The sequence below is a fragment of the Streptomyces sp. NPDC059900 genome, from assembly GCF_050270335.1.
Lineage (GTDB): Bacteria > Actinomycetota > Actinomycetes > Streptomycetales > Streptomycetaceae > Streptomyces.
Genome location: NZ_JBNNJZ010000014.1, coordinates 12,456 through 28,324 on the forward strand (window position 1 = coordinate 12,456; position 15,869 = coordinate 28,324).

11 protein-coding genes are annotated in these 15,869 nt (G+C 72.0%); 5 read left to right on the forward strand and 6 right to left on the reverse strand.

Features of this window, described 5'->3' with window-relative positions:
- Positions 1-13: 13 nt before the first annotated feature.
- From ACQKIP_RS04430 to ACQKIP_RS04440, 3 genes are all read right to left on the reverse strand, one after another.
- On the reverse strand, positions 14-1,516 hold the full coding sequence (locus ACQKIP_RS04430; protein WP_365863712.1) for a DUF5719 family protein: 1,503 nt from the start codon (positions 1,514-1,516) through the stop codon (positions 14-16).
- Positions 1,513-5,247 carry a glycosyltransferase family 2 protein gene (locus ACQKIP_RS04435; RefSeq protein ID WP_427742131.1) on the reverse strand — a complete coding sequence of 1,245 codons (3,735 nt, stop codon included), beginning with the start codon at positions 5,245-5,247 and terminating at the stop codon, positions 1,513-1,515. Before ACQKIP_RS04435 ends, ACQKIP_RS04430 begins: the two co-directional genes overlap by 4 nt.
- Positions 5,248-5,474: 227 nt before the next feature.
- The gene (locus tag ACQKIP_RS04440) at positions 5,475-5,738 is read right to left on the reverse strand and encodes a WhiB family transcriptional regulator (RefSeq protein ID WP_016642094.1); all 264 of its coding nucleotides are present in this window, start codon (positions 5,736-5,738) and stop codon (positions 5,475-5,477) included.
- Between the two features lie 775 nt (positions 5,739-6,513).
- Between ACQKIP_RS04440 and ACQKIP_RS04445 the strand changes: the two genes are divergently transcribed.
- Genes ACQKIP_RS04445 through ACQKIP_RS04455 form a run of 3 tightly spaced genes read left to right on the forward strand, consistent with a single transcriptional unit; the run spans position 6,514 to position 9,342 of the window.
- On the forward strand, positions 6,514-7,029 hold the full coding sequence (locus ACQKIP_RS04445) for a cysteine dioxygenase (RefSeq protein ID WP_365863715.1): 516 nt from the start codon (positions 6,514-6,516) through the stop codon (positions 7,027-7,029).
- 34 nt (positions 7,030-7,063) lie between these two features.
- Entirely contained in the window at positions 7,064-8,020 is a 957-nt protein-coding gene (cofD, locus tag ACQKIP_RS04450) for a 2-phospho-L-lactate transferase (protein ID WP_365863716.1), read from the forward strand.
- Positions 8,017-9,342 carry a coenzyme F420-0:L-glutamate ligase gene (locus ACQKIP_RS04455; protein ID WP_365863717.1) on the forward strand — a complete coding sequence of 442 codons (1,326 nt, stop codon included), beginning with the start codon at positions 8,017-8,019 and terminating at the stop codon, positions 9,340-9,342. The genes cofD and ACQKIP_RS04455 overlap by 4 nt, the downstream gene beginning before the upstream one ends.
- A gap of 194 nt (positions 9,343-9,536) precedes the next feature.
- Here the strand turns inward: ACQKIP_RS04455 and ACQKIP_RS04460 are convergent, their stop codons facing one another.
- From ACQKIP_RS04460 to ACQKIP_RS04470, 3 genes are all read right to left on the reverse strand, one after another.
- Positions 9,537-10,547, reverse strand: coding sequence for a DNA-3-methyladenine glycosylase family protein (locus tag ACQKIP_RS04460; protein ID WP_365863718.1), 1,011 nt, complete (start codon positions 10,545-10,547; stop codon positions 9,537-9,539).
- Positions 10,548-10,699: 152 nt separating this feature from the next.
- Positions 10,700-11,782, reverse strand: coding sequence for an NDP-sugar synthase (locus tag ACQKIP_RS04465; protein WP_365863719.1), 1,083 nt, complete (start codon positions 11,780-11,782; stop codon positions 10,700-10,702).
- A gap of 127 nt (positions 11,783-11,909) precedes the next feature.
- Positions 11,910-13,262: a peptidoglycan recognition protein family protein gene (locus ACQKIP_RS04470; RefSeq protein WP_365863721.1), complete on the reverse strand. Its 1,353-nt coding sequence runs from the start codon at positions 13,260-13,262 to the stop codon at positions 11,910-11,912.
- A gap of 161 nt (positions 13,263-13,423) precedes the next feature.
- Here ACQKIP_RS04470 and ACQKIP_RS04475 point away from each other — a divergent pair, with 161 nt between their 5' ends.
- Positions 13,424-14,179, forward strand: coding sequence for a TIGR03089 family protein (locus ACQKIP_RS04475; protein WP_365863722.1), 756 nt, complete (start codon positions 13,424-13,426; stop codon positions 14,177-14,179).
- 171 nt (positions 14,180-14,350) lie between these two features.
- Positions 14,351-15,682, forward strand: coding sequence for an LCP family protein (locus tag ACQKIP_RS04480; protein WP_427742138.1), 1,332 nt, complete (start codon positions 14,351-14,353; stop codon positions 15,680-15,682).
- The last annotated feature ends 187 nt before the right edge of the window (positions 15,683-15,869 follow it).

Sequence of the window (15,869 nt, forward strand, 5' to 3'; positions counted from 1 at the left end):
ATGCGCCCGCGGCCTACTTCTGCAGCACCGTCAGGTCCTGTTCGGCCTCCGGCACCGACACCGTCCCCTTGTCGTCCGGCAGGGTCTGGACGGTGAACATGGGGATGCCGTCCTCCGGGGACTCCAGCATGCGGGAGCCGTAGACATCGCCCCCCGAAACCGGCTCCACCGTGAGGGCGTACGTGCCCTTGAGGCCGCTCGGGACGGGGGCCTTGATCCCCAGCGTCGTGCCGCCCTTGACCGAGTACGTCTTGCTCGTCGCCGAGCCGCCCTCGGAGCCCTCCGAAGCGGTGACCTTCACCCTGCCCGTCTTGCCGGGGGCCACGAGGGACAGCGTGGAACCCTTGGCACGGTTGTCGGCCACCGACGCGCGCGTGCCGATCGCGTTCGTGGCCGGGATGAACGCCGTCTCCTGGTCGGCGCCCTTGCCCCGGGTGACCCGCAGGGCCGCCACCACCGGTGCCGCGTCCTCGGTCGGCGTCAGGATCAGCGAGCCCGCCTCGCCCTTGGTGACGTCATCCAGGTCGACGGCGGTCGTCATACCTGACTTGACGTGCAGGTTCGCGTGTCCGGCTGGGCTGATCGAGCCGGTGGGCGAGGCCAGTTGGACCTTCAGGTCGGCGTCGTCGGCGCCGGGCGCGAAGGCCACCAGGCGCACCGACGTCGCGTCCTTGGGGATGCCGGGCAGGACCAGGCGGCTCGCGGGGTCCGCGGACGCGGGCAGCCAGTCGCCGCCGAGCTTGTCGTCCGACGACTGCACGGCGGCCGCGACCCGGCCGCTGCGCGCGGTCACGTGCATCGTGAGGTTGGTCTGCTCCTTGGGCGAGAGCGTGGAGAGCAGGACCGGGACGCTGGAGTGCGGCTGGACCTGGATCGCCTCGCCCACCTCGGTCTTGAGGGCGCCGTCCTTGCCGTACAGCTCGATGTCGACGACGGCCGCCGAGTCGTCCGGGTTGGTCAGGTGGACGTAGTCGCTGCGGTCCTTGTCGGTGCTCGCGCCGGGGAACCAGAAGTCCGTGTCGGGGGCCGTGCAGTTGGTGCCCTGCACGCCGCGGCCGCTGCCCACCGCGTACTTGGTGGTCTGCTGGACGGTCCAGCCGGGGGCGAGTCTGCCGTCGGCGGTGCCGAGGAGCGCGGGTGCGCTGCCCCCGGACTCCTCGCCGGTGACGGGCTTGCCCGGGGTCTTCGGCGTCAGGAACGGTTTGGCGGCCTTCTTCGCCTCCTTGTTGTCGCCGCCCTTCGGAGCGTCCGTCAGTTCCCTCGTCGCGGGCAGCAGTTCCGCCTTGCCCGCCTCGCCGGAGCCCTCGCCCTTGGGCGTGAACGCCGTGTACGAGGTCTCGGCGAGGTCGGACGAACTGGGCACCGGGCACAGCAGGCTCGAACGCTCGACGGGCAGCCGCGCGGCCGCCTTCGCTCCGTCGTCGCCGCTGCCGTCGGGCGCGTTGGCCACCGCGAATCCGGTGACGGCGGCGAGCGCGGCCACCGCGGCGATCAGGGACTGGGTCGTGCGGTTCACTGCTGGCTCCCGTCGGGGCGCTCACTGTCGGTGCCGTGCGGCGGCTGCGGGGGCTGCGGCGGCACCGGAGGCTGCTGGTGCCCGTACACGGGCTCGTACGGCTGCCCGTACTGCTCGCCGCCGCCCTGTGCGCCTCCGTAGGCGTACGGGTCGTACTGGCCGCCCTGGTAGGCGTCCTGGTACGCGTTCTGGTCGTAGCCGCCCGCCTGGTACTGCGTGTCCTGGTACTGCGCGTCCTGGTACTGCTGCCCGCCCTGGTACGTGCCGTAGTCGGCCCCCGTGTGCGCGGGCGCCTCCCACTCCTCGTACGACGGCTGCCGGGGCACCGCGGCGAAGGCCTCCTCCTCGGCGGGAGCAGCGGGATCAGCAGGAGCGGCTGGAGCGGCCGGAGCGGCAGGGGGAGGCGGCGGCGTACCTGCGTCGTTCTGTCCGGCAGCCTCTTGTGCCTGCGCGGCCTCCTGCTCGGCCTGGGCGGCCCGCAGCCTGCGTGCCCTGCGGCCCTCGCCCTCGACCGGCTGGGCCGGGATGACGGGCTCGTCGGGGAGGTCGTCGTCCACGTGACGGCGGCGGCCGGGAAGGGCCATGACCACCAGGACGACGGCGAGCGCTCCCTGCGCCCACAGCCAGCCCGTGTGGCTCACGGGCGCGTCATAGGTGACGTCCAGACGGCCGCCGGTCGCGGGCAGTTCGAAGCCCTGCGCCCAGCCGTCCAGCGTCGTCGCGGTCAGCGGGCGGCCGTCCAGGGTCGCCGTCCAGCCCTCGTCGGCCGCGTCGGCGAGCCGCAGGGTGCGGCCCTCGTCACCGGCCGGGATGTTCGTGTGCAGCTCCACGGGGCCCGCTGCGACCGGCTGCGGGTCGCCGGACCCCGGCACGATGGCCGCGCGCGAGACCTGGCGGTCCACGCGCCACAGGGCGCTGCCGTCCTCCTGGCTGAGACGGGTGAGGCCGGGCGTGGAGTCCAGGGTGCGGCTCATCTGGCGGGGTGCGCCGTCGCGTACGAGGACGTAGCGGACGGCGAAGCCGCCGAGCTGGTCGGCCTGGTCGGCGCCGGAGCCCGCGAGAAGCCGGGCGACGATCTTGTCGAGGTGCTGGTTCGAGCCGCCGGCCTCGGCGAGCTCGGCGTCACCGAGCCGGGCGCCCGATCCGCGGACCAGCGTGTACGAGACCCTGGCGGCCGACTCGCTGTCCAGGACGAGCGTGCGGGCCTGGTCCTGCGTGCCGCTCTCCTCGGCGACGAACGCGGGCACCTGCACGGGATCGCGCCGCTCCAGGGGGCCGTCGGCGCCGCGGATCATCCACCCGGCGGCGACGAGCAGCGGTCCTGCGGCGGCCGCGAAGGCGATGAGGACGGCCACCGGCTGGCGCCAGCCGAAGCTCTGCTCGGCGACACGCGTGCGTGCCCCGTCGGCACCGAGCGCGGCGGCGGCGAGGAGCGCGATGCCGTACCCGAGGGTGGCCGGTCCTGCCCACGCCGAGCCGTTCGAGAGCGCCGCGAAGACCAGCGAGACCAGCGCGGCGAGCCAGGCGGTGCGGACGGCGAGCTGCCGCTCGGTGCGCAGGAGCGCGGCGAGGGCGGCGAGCACGATGCCGATGAGCAGCAGCCCGTCCACGGTGCCGGGACCGCCGGGGCTGCTGCCGAGCAGGTCGAGCCCGGTCGCGGAGCCGGTACCGAATTCGAGCCCGGCCTCTTTGAAGAAGCCGAAGGGCAGCAGCGAGAGCGACCAGGGCGCGAGGATCAGGAGCGGGGTGCCGAGCGCGGCGAGGAACCGCAGGCCGTACGCCGTGATGTCGCCCCTGCGCACCACGAGGAGCGCGACGCCGAGCACCAGGGCGATCGGCCAGACGACCGGCGTGAAGGCGGTGGTGATCGTCAGGAGCAGTGCGAACGCCCATGCGGCGCGCCAGCTCCCGCGGTTGCCCTGTGCCGAGGTCAGTCCGCTCGCCGCGATGCCCGCGCGCGCCATGAGCGGCAGCAGGATCGCGAGGACGGCGGTGCCGATGCGCCCGCCCGCGAGCGCGCCCGTGGCGGCCGGCAGGAAGGCGTACGCGACCGAGGCCCAGGCGCGCAGCAGACGCGACTCGACGAGCGGCCGTGAGGCGAAGTAGGCGGCGAACCCGGCCAGCGGCACCGAGCCGACGAGGAGCACCGTGACCGCGAGTCCGGTGGACCCGAACATCAGGGTGCTGAGCCCCGCGACGAGCGCGATGTAGGGCGGCGCCGACTGTGTGCCGCCGGTCCCCACGGGGTGCCAGGCGTCCAGATAGCGGGCCCAGAGGCCGGAGGAGTCGCCGGGTGCGGGGAGCAGCGCGCCGCCCGCGAGCGCACCGCTGCCGAGGAGTTCGCGGCAGGCGATGAGGGAGGCGAACAGGAGCACCACGAAGAGCATCGGGCCCGGCTTGCGGGCCAGGCGCTTGAGCCGGGCGAACTGCTCGACCTGGAGGAAGTCGGCGTCGTCGCCGCCGGGTCCGGATTCGACGGTTCCGTGCCGTCCAGCGCCGGTGACGGCCTCGGGGTCGGAGCGGCCGATGACGTTGCCGGCGACCTGCTCGACGGTGGCGCGCACGGTGGCGCCCGGCGGCGGGAAGAGCGGCCGCATCTCGGCGGGTTCGAGCGCCGATTTGCCGCGCTTCTTGCGGGCGGCGGCGATCCGTCCGGGCCGCAGCAGCGTGCCGAGGAGACCGGCGACCTCGTCGAGGGCCTGGCCGGGCACCTTGCCGACCAGATACGCGACGGTGCGCAGCAGGGTGCCGAGCACGAGCCGGACGAGCACCCAGGGCAGCACGGCCGTACGGGCGTTGACGAGCAGGGTGTAGGCGGCGCCCGCCTTGTCCACGCGGTGCGGCGAGGTGGACGTACGGCCGACGCAGTCGACGGTGCGGCGCTCGCGGGACGAGGCCTCGGCGTGCCGTACGACGGCTTCGGGGGCGATCAGGACGCGGTGGCCCGCGTTCTGGGCGCGCCAGCACAGGTCGACGTCGTCCCGCATGAGCGGCAGGCGCCGGTCGAATCCGCCCAGTTCCTCGAAGACGTCACGCCGGATCAGCATGCCCGCGGTGGACACGGAGAGGACCGGCCGTACGTGGTCGTGCTGGCCCTGGTCCTGTTCGCGCCGGTCGATGCCGGTCCAGCGGCGGCCGCTGTTGGCGATGGAGACGCCGACTTCCAGGAGCTGGCGGCGGTCGTACCAGCCGCGCAGCTTGGGGCCGACGATCGCGACGTCCTTGCCGACCTCGCGTTCGTTCTCCACGACGCGGAGCAGTTCGGCGAGGGCGCCCGGCTCGGGCGCGCAGTCGTCGTGCAGCAGCCACAGCCACTGCTCGGGTTCGCCGTGCGGCAACTCGGGCAGGTCGTAGGCCTCGTCGCGCCAGGTCCGGCTGACCGGGTCCCAGCCGCTGGGGCGCTTGAGGTACGGCAGTTCTTCCGGTGTCAGCACGCCGGCGGTGCGGTTCGCCTCGTCGACGGCGGTGCCGAAGCCGGAGCGCCGGGCCAGGTGCAGGACGCGGTCGGGGCCGAGTGCCTCGGTGACCAGGCGGGCGGAGTCGTCCGCGCTGCCGGTGTCCGCGGCCACGGCGTTCTGCACCGGGCGCTCCTGGCCGAGCAGGCCGGCCAGGGCGTCGGGCAGCCAGCGGGCGCCGTCGTGGGAGACGATCACGGCGGTGACGACGTGCCGCGGGAACTCAGGAGCGGCAGCGTCGTGGTGAGCGGCTGCCGGATGGCTGTGCACGGACATCGAGGTACGGGCCCCGGTTCGATGGACTGCGGTGGACGCCTGCGCTTCATGGGGGCGCCGGGGCGTCTCGGACGGGGCCCCACACTAACGGCTGGCATCACAACAGCCCGCCGCCTGTGGACGACCCACGGGCGGCGGGCTGTTCGTTACGTAGGGGTGTGTGCCGATTGTTCGGGCGGAACGGGCTCTTGCTCGTGGTCTCCCGTCCGTTCCGAACTGGCCGGTATTCAGACGGCGGCCTTCTTCAGCCGGCGGCGTTCGCGCTCCGAAAGACCGCCCCAGATTCCGAACCGCTCGTCGTTCGCCAGTGCGTATTCAAGGCATTCCGAGCGAACCTCGCAGGCGAGGCAGACCTTTTTGGCCTCTCGCGTGGAGCCGCCCTTCTCGGGGAAGAAGGACTCGGGATCGGTCTGGGCGCACAGCGCGCGCTCCTGCCAGCCGAGTTCCTCGTCCGCGTCCTCGACCAGCAGTTCCTGAACCAGCTCGGTCATGTGCGCCCCTCGTCTGTCTGTGCGTCCCCGTGGTGCTTGCCGTTACCGATTTCGGCTGAACGACACGAGTGAAATTACAAGTGTGCCGATCCGGGCCAGTCAAGCCGAGATCTGCTATTGGGCCCCTTATTCACCCTGCGGAACCAAGCCAATGCGGAAAGTGTTCAAATCGGCATAAACCATGACAGCCGTCAACGGTCCCTGCCGAGTGCCCTGCGTCCGTCCTCGCCAGGCACCCTCACCAGGGAGGGACGCCACGGAGATCGATCCCGTTGCGATCCGGCCGCCGAAGCGAAGCGGATCACATTCGGGTCACGGGATCACGACGGGGTTTACGTGCCGGTCGCGCCGGTTGAAGCGCAACGTGTCCCCTGGGTGTCCCGTGCAACCGGTGCACAAACCTTTCACCTCGCAGAACAACCGGATGAGGTGAAACATGTCTCGCATAACGGACATAGAGTTGACAGGGGAGGTGTGAGCCGGTCTCCTAGTGGGCATGCTCGCGAACTTGGCTCTCTCGACGACCCGCACCAGCGGGCTCCTCGGTGCTGTCCACGCGCGCTGTCGTTGTTCCTGCTCCAGCTGTTGAGGCTGCCCGCTTCCAGCTGTTGAGCCCGCTCCGGCGTTTCGTCGCTCGAGCCGCTCTGAAGCGAAGTCCGCCAAGCTCGTCGAGCCGGGTCTCTGAGCTTCTCCCGCTTCTCTTTCTTTGAGCCTCTCCCCGCTCCACCTTCCGTCGCGACACCCCAGCACTCTCACGTTGAGGAACCACCGCACCATGAACAGCGACAGCGACCTCCAGATCGCCGGCGACATCCTCGAAGTCACGCACCTCCTCCAGCCCGCCCGCGAGCACCCCGCCACCGTGGCCGAGTTCGTCGGCATGGCGCGCGCCATCGCGGCCGACCGCACGCAGTGGGCCCACCTCGTCGAGTACGACGCGACGAGCCGCTGGTACCACCGCCTGCGCACAGGGCCCGGCTACGAGGTCTGGCTGCTCTCCTGGGTGCCCGGACAGGGCAGCGGCCCGCACGACCACGGCCTCTCCTCCGGCGTACTGACGGTCCTGGAGGGCGAACTGACGGAGCGTACGGAACGCGGGCAGCGCGCGCTCGGCGCCGGGTCCCAACGCGTGTTCGCGCCCGGGTACGTCCACGACGTCGTCAACGACTCCCTGGAACCCGCCGTCAGCCTGCACGTCTACTACCCCGGCCTCACCGACATGCCGATGCACGCGGCGCGGTGCGGCGTACGGGACACCGCCCCCTCGGCCGGAGATGTCGTAACCGCCTGACGCACTGTCGTACGTGCCTGACATGCTTGGGCCCATGCGCATTGTGGTCCTGGCCGGCGGTATCGGCGGCGCCCGTTTCCTCCGCGGGCTCAAGAAAGCCGCGCCTGACGCGGACATCACGGTCATCGGCAACACCGGTGACGACATCCACCTGTTCGGCCTCAAGGTCTGCCCCGACCTCGACACCGTGATGTACACCCTCGGCGGCGGCATCAACGAAGAACAGGGCTGGGGACGTACGGACGAGACGTTCAAGGTCAAGGAAGAGCTCGCGGCCTATGGAGTGGGGCCCGAGTGGTTCGGGCTCGGCGACCGGGACTTCGCCACGCACATCGTGCGGACGCAGATGATGGCCGCCGGATTCCCGCTCAGCGCGGTGACGGAAGCGCTGTGCGAGCGCTGGCAGCCGGGCGTGCGGCTCATCCCCATGTCGGACGACCGCGTCGAGACGCATGTCGCCGTCACGGTCGACGGCGAGCAGAAGGCCGTGCACTTCCAGGAGTACTGGGTGCGCCTGAGGGCGTCCGTGGACGCGCACGCCGTCGTGCCGGTCGGCGCCGAGCAGGCCAAGCCCGCGCCCGGTGTCCTGGAGGCGATCGCGGATGCGGACATCGTGCTCTTCCCGCCGTCCAACCCCGTGGTGAGCGTCGGGACGATCCTCGCCGTGCCGGGAATCCGCGAGGCCATCGCCGACGCGGGCGTCCCCGTCGTCGGGCTCTCCCCCATCGTCGGGGACGCGCCCGTGCGGGGCATGGCCGACAAGGTGCTCGCCGCGGTGGGCGTGGAGTCCACGGCCGCCGCGGTCGCCGAGCACTACGGAAGCGGGCTGCTCGACGGATGGCTCGTCGACACGGTGGACGCCGGGGTCGTGGAGCGCGTCGAGTCGGCGGGGATCCGGTGCCGGGCGATTCCGCTGATGATGAGCGACGTCGACGCGACCGCCGAGATGGCGCGGGCGGCGCTCGCGCTCGCGGAGGAGGTACGGGCGTGACGTCCTCGGCAGCCGGGGACTCCCCGTCGTTTCGTGTGTGGGCCGTTCCCGGGCTGCCCGAGGTGCGGCAGGGGGACGATCTCGCCAAGCTGATCGCCGCCGCCGAGCCGGGTCTCGCGGACGGTGACGTGCTCCTGGTCACCTCCAAGATCGTCAGCAAGGCCGAGGGGCGGATCGTCGAGGCGAGCGACCGCGAGGCGGCCATCGACGCGGAGACGGTACGGGTCGTGGCGCGGCGCGGGACCCTGCGCATCGTCGAGAACCGCCAGGGCCTCGTGATGGCAGCCGCTGGTGTCGACGCCTCGAACACGGCTTCGGGGACCGTCCTGTTGCTGCCCGAGGACCCCGATGCCTCGGCGCGCGCGGTGCGGGACGGGCTGCGGGACGTCCTCGGCGTGGACGTCGGCGTCGTCGTCACGGACACCTTCGGGCGGCCCTGGCGCAACGGCCTCACCGATGTCGCCATCGGGGCGGCGGGCGTGCGGGTCCTCGACGACCTGCGCGGCGGCGTGGACGCGTACGGCAATCCGCTGAGCGCAACGGTGGTCGCCACGGCGGACGAGCTCGCCGCCGCCGGGGATCTGGTCAAGGGCAAGGCCGAGGGGCTGCCGGTCGCGGTGGTCCGGGGTCTTCCGCACGTCGTGGGCGGGGCCGGGGCGCCCGACGAGGGGGCTCGCGCCATGGTGCGCGGCTCGCGCGACGACATGTTCCGGCTCGGGACCTCCGAGGCCGTACGGGAGGCCGTGACGCAGCGGCGGACCGTCCGGGAGTTCACGGACGAGCCGGTGGACCCCGGAGCCGTCAGGCGGGCCGTGGCGGCGGCGGTGACGGCGCCCGCGCCGCATCACACGACGCCGTGGCGGTTCGTCCTGCTCGAATCCGAGGACGCGCGGGTGCGGCTGCTCGACGCCATGCGGGACGCGTGGGTCGCGGACCTCCGGCGGGACGGGAAGTCCCCCGAGTCCATCGAGAAGCGGGTGCGGCGCGGGGACGTCCTGCGCAAGGCGCCCTATCTGGTGGTGCCCTGCCTGGTCATGGACGGCTCTCACACGTACGGGGACGAGCGGCGGGACCAGGCCGAGCGGGAGATGTTCGTGGTCGCCGCCGGGGCCGGGGTGCAGAACTTCCTGGTCGCGCTCGCCGGGGAGCGGCTCGGGTCCGCGTGGGTTTCCTCGACGATGTTCTGCCGGGATGTCGTACGGGAGGTTCTCGGGCTTCCGGAGTCGTGGGATCCGATGGGGGCGGTGGCCGTGGGGCATGCGGCGGGGGAGCCTGCGGCTCGGGCTTCGCGGGATGCGGGGGACTTCGTCCGGGTGTTGTAGCGGGGCCTGGCCTTCGGCCTCGGCTTGGCTGCGGCTTGGCTGAGCTGCTTTTCTGCGGGGTGTGGGGGCTTGTCGCGCAGTTCCCCGCGCCCCTGGGATGGCTGCGCCCGTCCGTCGGCTGCGGGCTCGTCGTGGTTGCTCGCGCCGTTCCCCGCGCCCCTTACGGGGCCGATCCCGCGCAGATTGCGGGGTGCTCAGATTTTGGCTATGTCGAACTTCGGCATGCCCGGTTTTCTGCGGGACGGGGTTCTGCCGCTCAGGAGGATCAGGCGGGCCGCTCGGTGGCGTTGGCCCTCGTAAGGGGCCAGGAGGCGGAGCATTTCCTCGTCGTCCGCCGTGCGGTCGTCCGCCAGGGCGTAGCCGATGATGCCCGGCAGGTGGAGGTCGCCCACCGTGACCGCGTCCGGGGCGCCGTTGCTGCGCTGGACCGTCTCCGCCGACGTCCACGGGCCGATGCCCGGGATCAGCTCCAGGCGGGCCTGCGCCTTGAGCGGCTCCATCGTCGCCGCCTCCTCCAGGCGCGCGGCGACGCGGGCCGCCCGCAGGATCGTCGAGGCGCGCTTGTCGTCCACGCCCGCCTTGTGCCACTCCCAGGACGGGATCAGGGTCCAGGTCCTCGGGTCCGGCATGACGTGCATGCGCAGCCGCTCGGGGACCGGGCCGGGGGCCGGCTCGCCGAACTTGCGGACCAGGAGGCGCCACGCGCGGTACGCCTCGTCCGTCGTGACCTTCTGTTCCAGGATCGACGGGATCAGGGACTCCAGGACCAGGCCCGTGCGGAGCAGGCGGAGGCCGGGGCGGCGGTGTGCCGTTGCCGCGAGGAGGCGGTGGCGGGGGGTGAAATCCTCCGGTGTGTCTGATTCGCCCAGGAGGTGCGGGAGTTGGTCCAGGAGCCAGGTGGCTCCGGGGCCCCATGCCTCCGCCTCGACCGACTCCGCGCGGAGGGCGACCCTGAGTGTGCCGGGGCCCTCCGGGGTGCGGGTGGCTCGCCAGGCCGAGCCGTCGGGGGTCGCGCGGAACGTGGGGTCCGCGGGGCCCCTTCGCAGGGGGCCCAGGGTCAGGCCCATGTTCAGGGGGTAGGGCGGGGTCCAGGTTCGGGTCCTGCCCGTTGTGGGGTGGCGGGGTGCTCCCCGGGGTACGACCGTTTCGCCGCCGCGCACCGTGGTGCGGGTGGGGGTGGTGCGGGGGGCGAAACGGGATGACATTTGTACGAGGGTAGGGCTTTTTTGGTCCCTACCCCGCCCCTTCCCGGCTGTATCTAATTGCGGCTGCGCCGCGGGCCGCTGGCGCGGGGGCCTTGCGCGCCGTGATCACCGGCTCCGCCGAGTTCGTCCTCAAACGCCGGACGGGCTGAGGGTTACTGGTCCGACGAGAACCGCACCGCCCCCGCCGGCAGCTCCGCCCCGCACCACACCCGTACGCCCTCCCGCAGTTCGTTGTCGGGGCCGACATGCGCGCCGTCGCCGATTACCGCGCCCGTGAGGATCGTGCGGGCGCCCACCTTTGCGCCCTCGCCGATCAGGGAGTCCGTGATCACCGCGCCCGGTTCGACGACCGCGCCCGCGAGGATCGCGCTGCCGTCGACGCGGGCGCCCTCGCCGATCACCGCGTGCTCGCCGACGACCGTGCCGCCGGTGAGCTTGGCGTCCGGGGCGACCGAGGCGGTCGGCAGGACCAGGCGGTCGCCGCAGCGGCCGGGGATCGCGGGGGACGGGGCGCGGCCGAGCACCAGGTCGGCGGAGCCGCGTACGAAGGCCTGGGGCGTGCCCAGGTCCAGCCAGTACGTCGAGTCGACCATGCCCTGGAGGTGGGCTCCGGAGGCCAGGAGGTCGGGGAACGTCTCGCGTTCGACCGAGACGGGGCGGCCCACGGGGATGGTGTCGATGACCGAGCGGCGGAACACGTACGCGCCCGCGTTGATCTGGTCGGTGACGATCTCCTCGGGGGTCTGCGGCTTCTCCAGGAAGGCCTGCACCCTGCCCGTGTCGTCGGTCGGCACGAGGCCGAAGGCGCGCGGGTCGGTGACCTTCGTGAGGTGCAGGGAGACGTCCGCTCCCGACTCCTCGTGCGTCGAGACCAGGGCCCGGATGTCCAGGCCGGTCAGGATGTCGCCGTTGAAGATCAGGACGGGTTCGTCGGGTCCCGAGCGGAGGCGCGAGGCCACGTTGCGGATCGCGCCGCCCGTGCCGAGGGGCTCGGTCTCCGTGACGTACTCGATGTGGAGGCCGAGGGCCGAGCCGTCGCCGAAGTACGGCTCGAAGACCTCGGCGAGGTACGAGGTCGCCAGGACGATGTGCTCCACGCCTGCCGCGCGGGCCCGCGCCAGCTGGTGGGTGAGGAACGGGACGCCTGCCGCCGGAACCATCGGTTTGGGGGTGTGCACCGTGAGCGGACGCAGCCGGGTGCCCTTGCCGCCGACCAGGAGGATCGCTTCTGTCACCTGTCGTCTCTGCTTCCTGCTGGGGCCGGCCGAACTTGAGTCGCGGCCGGCCAGTGTATGCAGATGGCTTTGCAGATCGTGCAGTGCGCTGTGCGGGTCGTGCGGTGTGCGTCGGCCCCGGTGTGCCTCAGCGGCCCTGGAGCCGGGCCGAGGTCGACCGGGCCTTGCCCAGCTTCTTGTACAGGCGGATACCGGGGCATTCCGTGGCGAAGCCGTCACGGTGCCCGGAGATCACATGGAGCCGGACGTTCTTGCCTTTCTTGTACAGATTGCCACCCCCGGACTTCAGATATGTCGATCCTCGCGGGTTCGCTCCGTACAGGCCGAGTTTCCACGCCGTCAGCCGGGCGATCGCTTTCACGGCGGCAGCCGGCGGACTGGCGGAGCCGTAGCTGCCGATGACGGCGATGCCCGTGCTGTTGCTGTTGAAACCGAGAGTGTGGGCCCCCAGGACGGGCTTGGCCACACCTCCGGCACGTCCTTCGTAGATGTTTCCGCACTTGTCGACCGCGAAGTTGTAGCCGAAGTCACGCCAGCCGCTGCTCTTGACGTGGTAGCGGTAGATGCTGCGCAGCACGGATCCCGCCTGTGAGCAGCGGTAGTTGTTCCCGGACGCGCTGTGGTGCACGAAGGCGGCCTTCACCGTCTTCGTGTACGCGAACTTCTTCTCGCGGAGCTTCTCGTTCGCGCCCCAGCCCTTGCGCGTGATGATGCGCGGCCGGGGTCCCACGTAGGGCTTGCCCTTCCCCGCCGCCCGGAGGCCGGGGGTCGCGGCGAGGGCGGCCTCCGTCTCCTGCCTGCTGAGCGCGGGCAGGACGGCGGCGCTCTCGCTCGTCAGGGCCGCGGCCTGGGCGCCCTGGGGCCGGGCGGCCGGCAGGGCGGGCTCGGCGCCGGGGTCGACGAGTTCGACGCGCAGACCCGCCGGGAGGACCTGGTCGGCGGGCACCCCCGCGATCGCGCGGTGCCGCGCCGCCTCGCCGCCGTGCCGCTCCCGCGCCTCGCCCCGTACGCGGATCTCGACCCCGTCCGAGTCGCCGACCCACAGGGGTGCCGTGGAGCCGCGGACCCTGCCCGAGGCGCGCTCCTCGGCGTCCGGGTCGGCGGCGTGCTCGTGGTTGTGCGTCTCGACGGCCTGCCAGGCCGACCAGTTGTCGGTGCCGGTCGCGCGCGTGCGGACCTGGACGCTGCCGTGCAGTTCGTCGTCCGGGTCGTCCCAGACGACGCCGACGAGGGAGAAGGGCCGGACCTCGCGCCGGACCAGGCCCTGTTCGCCGGACGCGCCTCCGCCCGGCGAGCGGTCGGAGCCGAGCGGGGCGAGCGGCAGGGACTGGGTGCTGCCCGGAACCGACTCCGCGGATCGCCCGGCCTGCGACTGGGCGGCTGGAGTCTCGGCACGGGCGCCGGACGACGGCAGGGTGAGGGGAAGCGCCAGGGCGGCCGCGCACGTGACGCCGATCGAGGAAGCTAGAAATCCACGCATACGACTGATAGTTGGCACAGTCGGGCATTTCTGTCCATTGCGGAATTGACGGTCCGTCTGTTCCCGTCCGCCGAATCCGTCCGTCCGTGTCCTCCGAACCGGTGGCCCGAACTCCCCCGCCACGCCCGGGCGCACCGGAGCACGCGCGTACCCTTGCGCCCGTGAACGCCACCGACCGCACCCCTGCCGACCTGCTGCGATCCGCGCTCGCCGCGGACCCGGGCCGCCCGCTCATCACCTTCTACGACGACGCCACCGGCGAGCGCGTCGAATTGTCCGTGGCCACCTTCGCCAATTGGGTGGCCAAGACCGCCAACCTGCTCCAGGGCGATCTCGCCGCCGAGCCCGGTGACCGGCTCGCGCTGCTGCTGCCCGCGCACTGGCAGACGGCGGTCTGGCTGCTCGCCTGTTCCTCCGTCGGCGTCGTCGCCGACGTGGGCGGCGACCCGGCCGGTGCCGACCTCGTCGTCAGCGGCCCCGAATCGCTCGACGCGGCCAAGGCCTGCTCCGGGGAACGGGTCGCGCTCGCGCTCAGGCCCCTCGGCGGGCGCTTCCCGCAGGCTCCCGCGGGCTTCGCCGACTACGCGGTCGAGGTGCCGAGCCAGGGCGACCGGTTCGCCCCGTACGCGCCCGTGGACCCGGACGAGACCGCCCTTGCCGTCGGCGGCGCCGGCGAGCTGACGGGTGCGGAGCTGGTGGAGCGGGCCCGCGCCGATGCCGGATCGCTCGGGCTCGCGCCCGGCTCACGGCTGCTCTCGGGGCTTTCGTACGACACCTGGGAGGGCCTGAGCTCCGGCCTGTACGCCCCGCTGGCCTCCGGCGGCTCCGTGGTGCTCTGCCGCCATCTCGGCCAGCTGTCCGGGGACGGCCTCGCGAAGCGGATCGAGGACGAGCGGGTCACCGCCACCGCCAAGTAGCCCGCGCCCCTGCCGCGCCCCTCCCCCGGCTCCCCGCGATGCCCCGGCGGCCCCCGCCGTCCCCCGTTCGGCCCACCCCGGCCCCCGGTCCGCAGGCCCCCGGCGTCACGTCGGTCCATGGTCGTAGAAGCGCACCTTGCACCGACGTCGCGATGAGGGGTGGACGTAGACGTGTCCGACACCGCAGGCATGCCCGCCGGACCGGATCGCCCGGACCCGGACGGCGACCTGCCTGGGACGCCGGGCACGCACGCACCCGGCGCGGGCTCCAGTCCCACCGGTGAGGGCGTCGCCCGGCGCAGGCGGCGCTGGCTGCGCTGGACGGCGATAGGGGCGGCCGGGCTGGTGCTCGTGGCCGGGGGCGCCGGGTGGGCGATCTACAAGAAGCTCGACGGCAACATCACCAAGGACACGGACGCCGCGGCCGAACTGGCCCGCTACGAGAAGGAGCGCCCGACGGCGCTCGTGCACGGCGCGCAGAACATCCTGCTCATCGGCTCCGACACCAGGGCGGGCCGCGGCAACAAGAAGTACGGCCGCGATCCGGGCACCCAGCGCTCGGACACCACGATCCTGCTGCACCTCGCCGCCGACCGGAAGAGCGCGACCGCGGTGTCGATCCCGCGGGACGTGATGGTGGACCTGCCCAGCTGCCGCAAGCCCGACGGGTCGCGGACACGGGCCCAGTTCGCCCAGTTCAACTGGGCCTACGAGTTCGGCGGGACGGCCTGCACCATTCGTACGGTCGAGAAGATGACGAAGATCCGCGTCGACCACCACATGGTCGTGGACTTCGCCGGGTTCAAGGACATGGTCGACGCGGTCGACGGCGTACAGGTCTGCCTCAAGCGACCGATCAACGACAAGGCCGCCCATCTGAAGATCGCCGCGGGCATGCAGACCCTCAACGGCGAACAGGCGCTCGGCTATGTGCGGGCCCGCAAGAGCATCGGCAACGGCAGTGACACCGACCGGATGGACCGCCAGCAGCAGTTCCTCGCGGCACTCGTCAACAAGGTGCAGAGCAATGACGTCCTGCTCAATCCGGGGAAGCTCTATCCCGTTCTGGACGCGGCCACTTCTTCGCTGACGACCGACCCGGCACTTGCGAGTTTGCGTGGTTTGTACGAACTGGTGCGCGGCATGCGCAACATCCCCACAGAACAGGTGCAGTTCCTCACGGTGCCGCGTCGGTCCTATGTCTACGACGCCAATCGGGATGAACTCGTGGAGCCCGCCGCGGACGAGCTCTTCTCGCGGCTCCGAAGGGACGAACCCCTCCAGGTGACACGCGAGGAGCCCGCGCCGACCCCCAGCAGCGAACAGGCGGAGGGCCGCCAGGACGATTCGCCGGGGTCCGGCGAGCAGGACGAGTACGACGACTACGAAGACTCCGGAGAGTACGACTACGAGAGCGACGAGAAGCCGGACGACCCCGCGGATACGCCGAGTCCCGCCCCCACATTCCGCGGCAACACGGCGGCCGGAACGACCTGCGAGTAAAGCCATGCTCAAGCGCAAGACCGCCCGCACAAAGAAATAGGGCGGATTGCCCAGTTGTAGGGGAGTGGAATTTGTCACCGGCGTCGTTCAGCGCTGAACTGGCCGGATAGTGTGAGCGATCCGGTGCGCAGGCCCTTCATGGCCGCGCACCGCTGGACGACTGACCGAGCGCCTTGTCTGAGGGGGG

What these genes read in the sequence shown, in the direction of transcription:
- ACQKIP_RS04435 (WP_427742131.1), bottom strand. Translation starts at nt 5,247, where the DNA reads ATGTCCGTGCACAGCCATCCGGCAGCCGCTCACCACGACGCTGCCGCT.
- ACQKIP_RS04440 (WP_016642094.1), bottom strand. Translation starts at nt 5,738, where the DNA reads ATGACCGAGCTGGTTCAGGAACTGCTGGTCGAGGACGCGGACGAGGAA.
- ACQKIP_RS04445 (WP_365863715.1), top strand. Translation starts at nt 6,514, where the DNA reads ATGAACAGCGACAGCGACCTCCAGATCGCCGGCGACATCCTCGAAGTC.
- cofD (WP_365863716.1), top strand. Translation starts at nt 7,064, where the DNA reads ATGCGCATTGTGGTCCTGGCCGGCGGTATCGGCGGCGCCCGTTTCCTC.
- ACQKIP_RS04460 (WP_365863718.1), bottom strand. Translation starts at nt 10,547, where the DNA reads ATGTCATCCCGTTTCGCCCCCCGCACCACCCCCACCCGCACCACGGTG.
- ACQKIP_RS04470 (WP_365863721.1), bottom strand. Translation starts at nt 13,262, where the DNA reads ATGCGTGGATTTCTAGCTTCCTCGATCGGCGTCACGTGCGCGGCCGCC.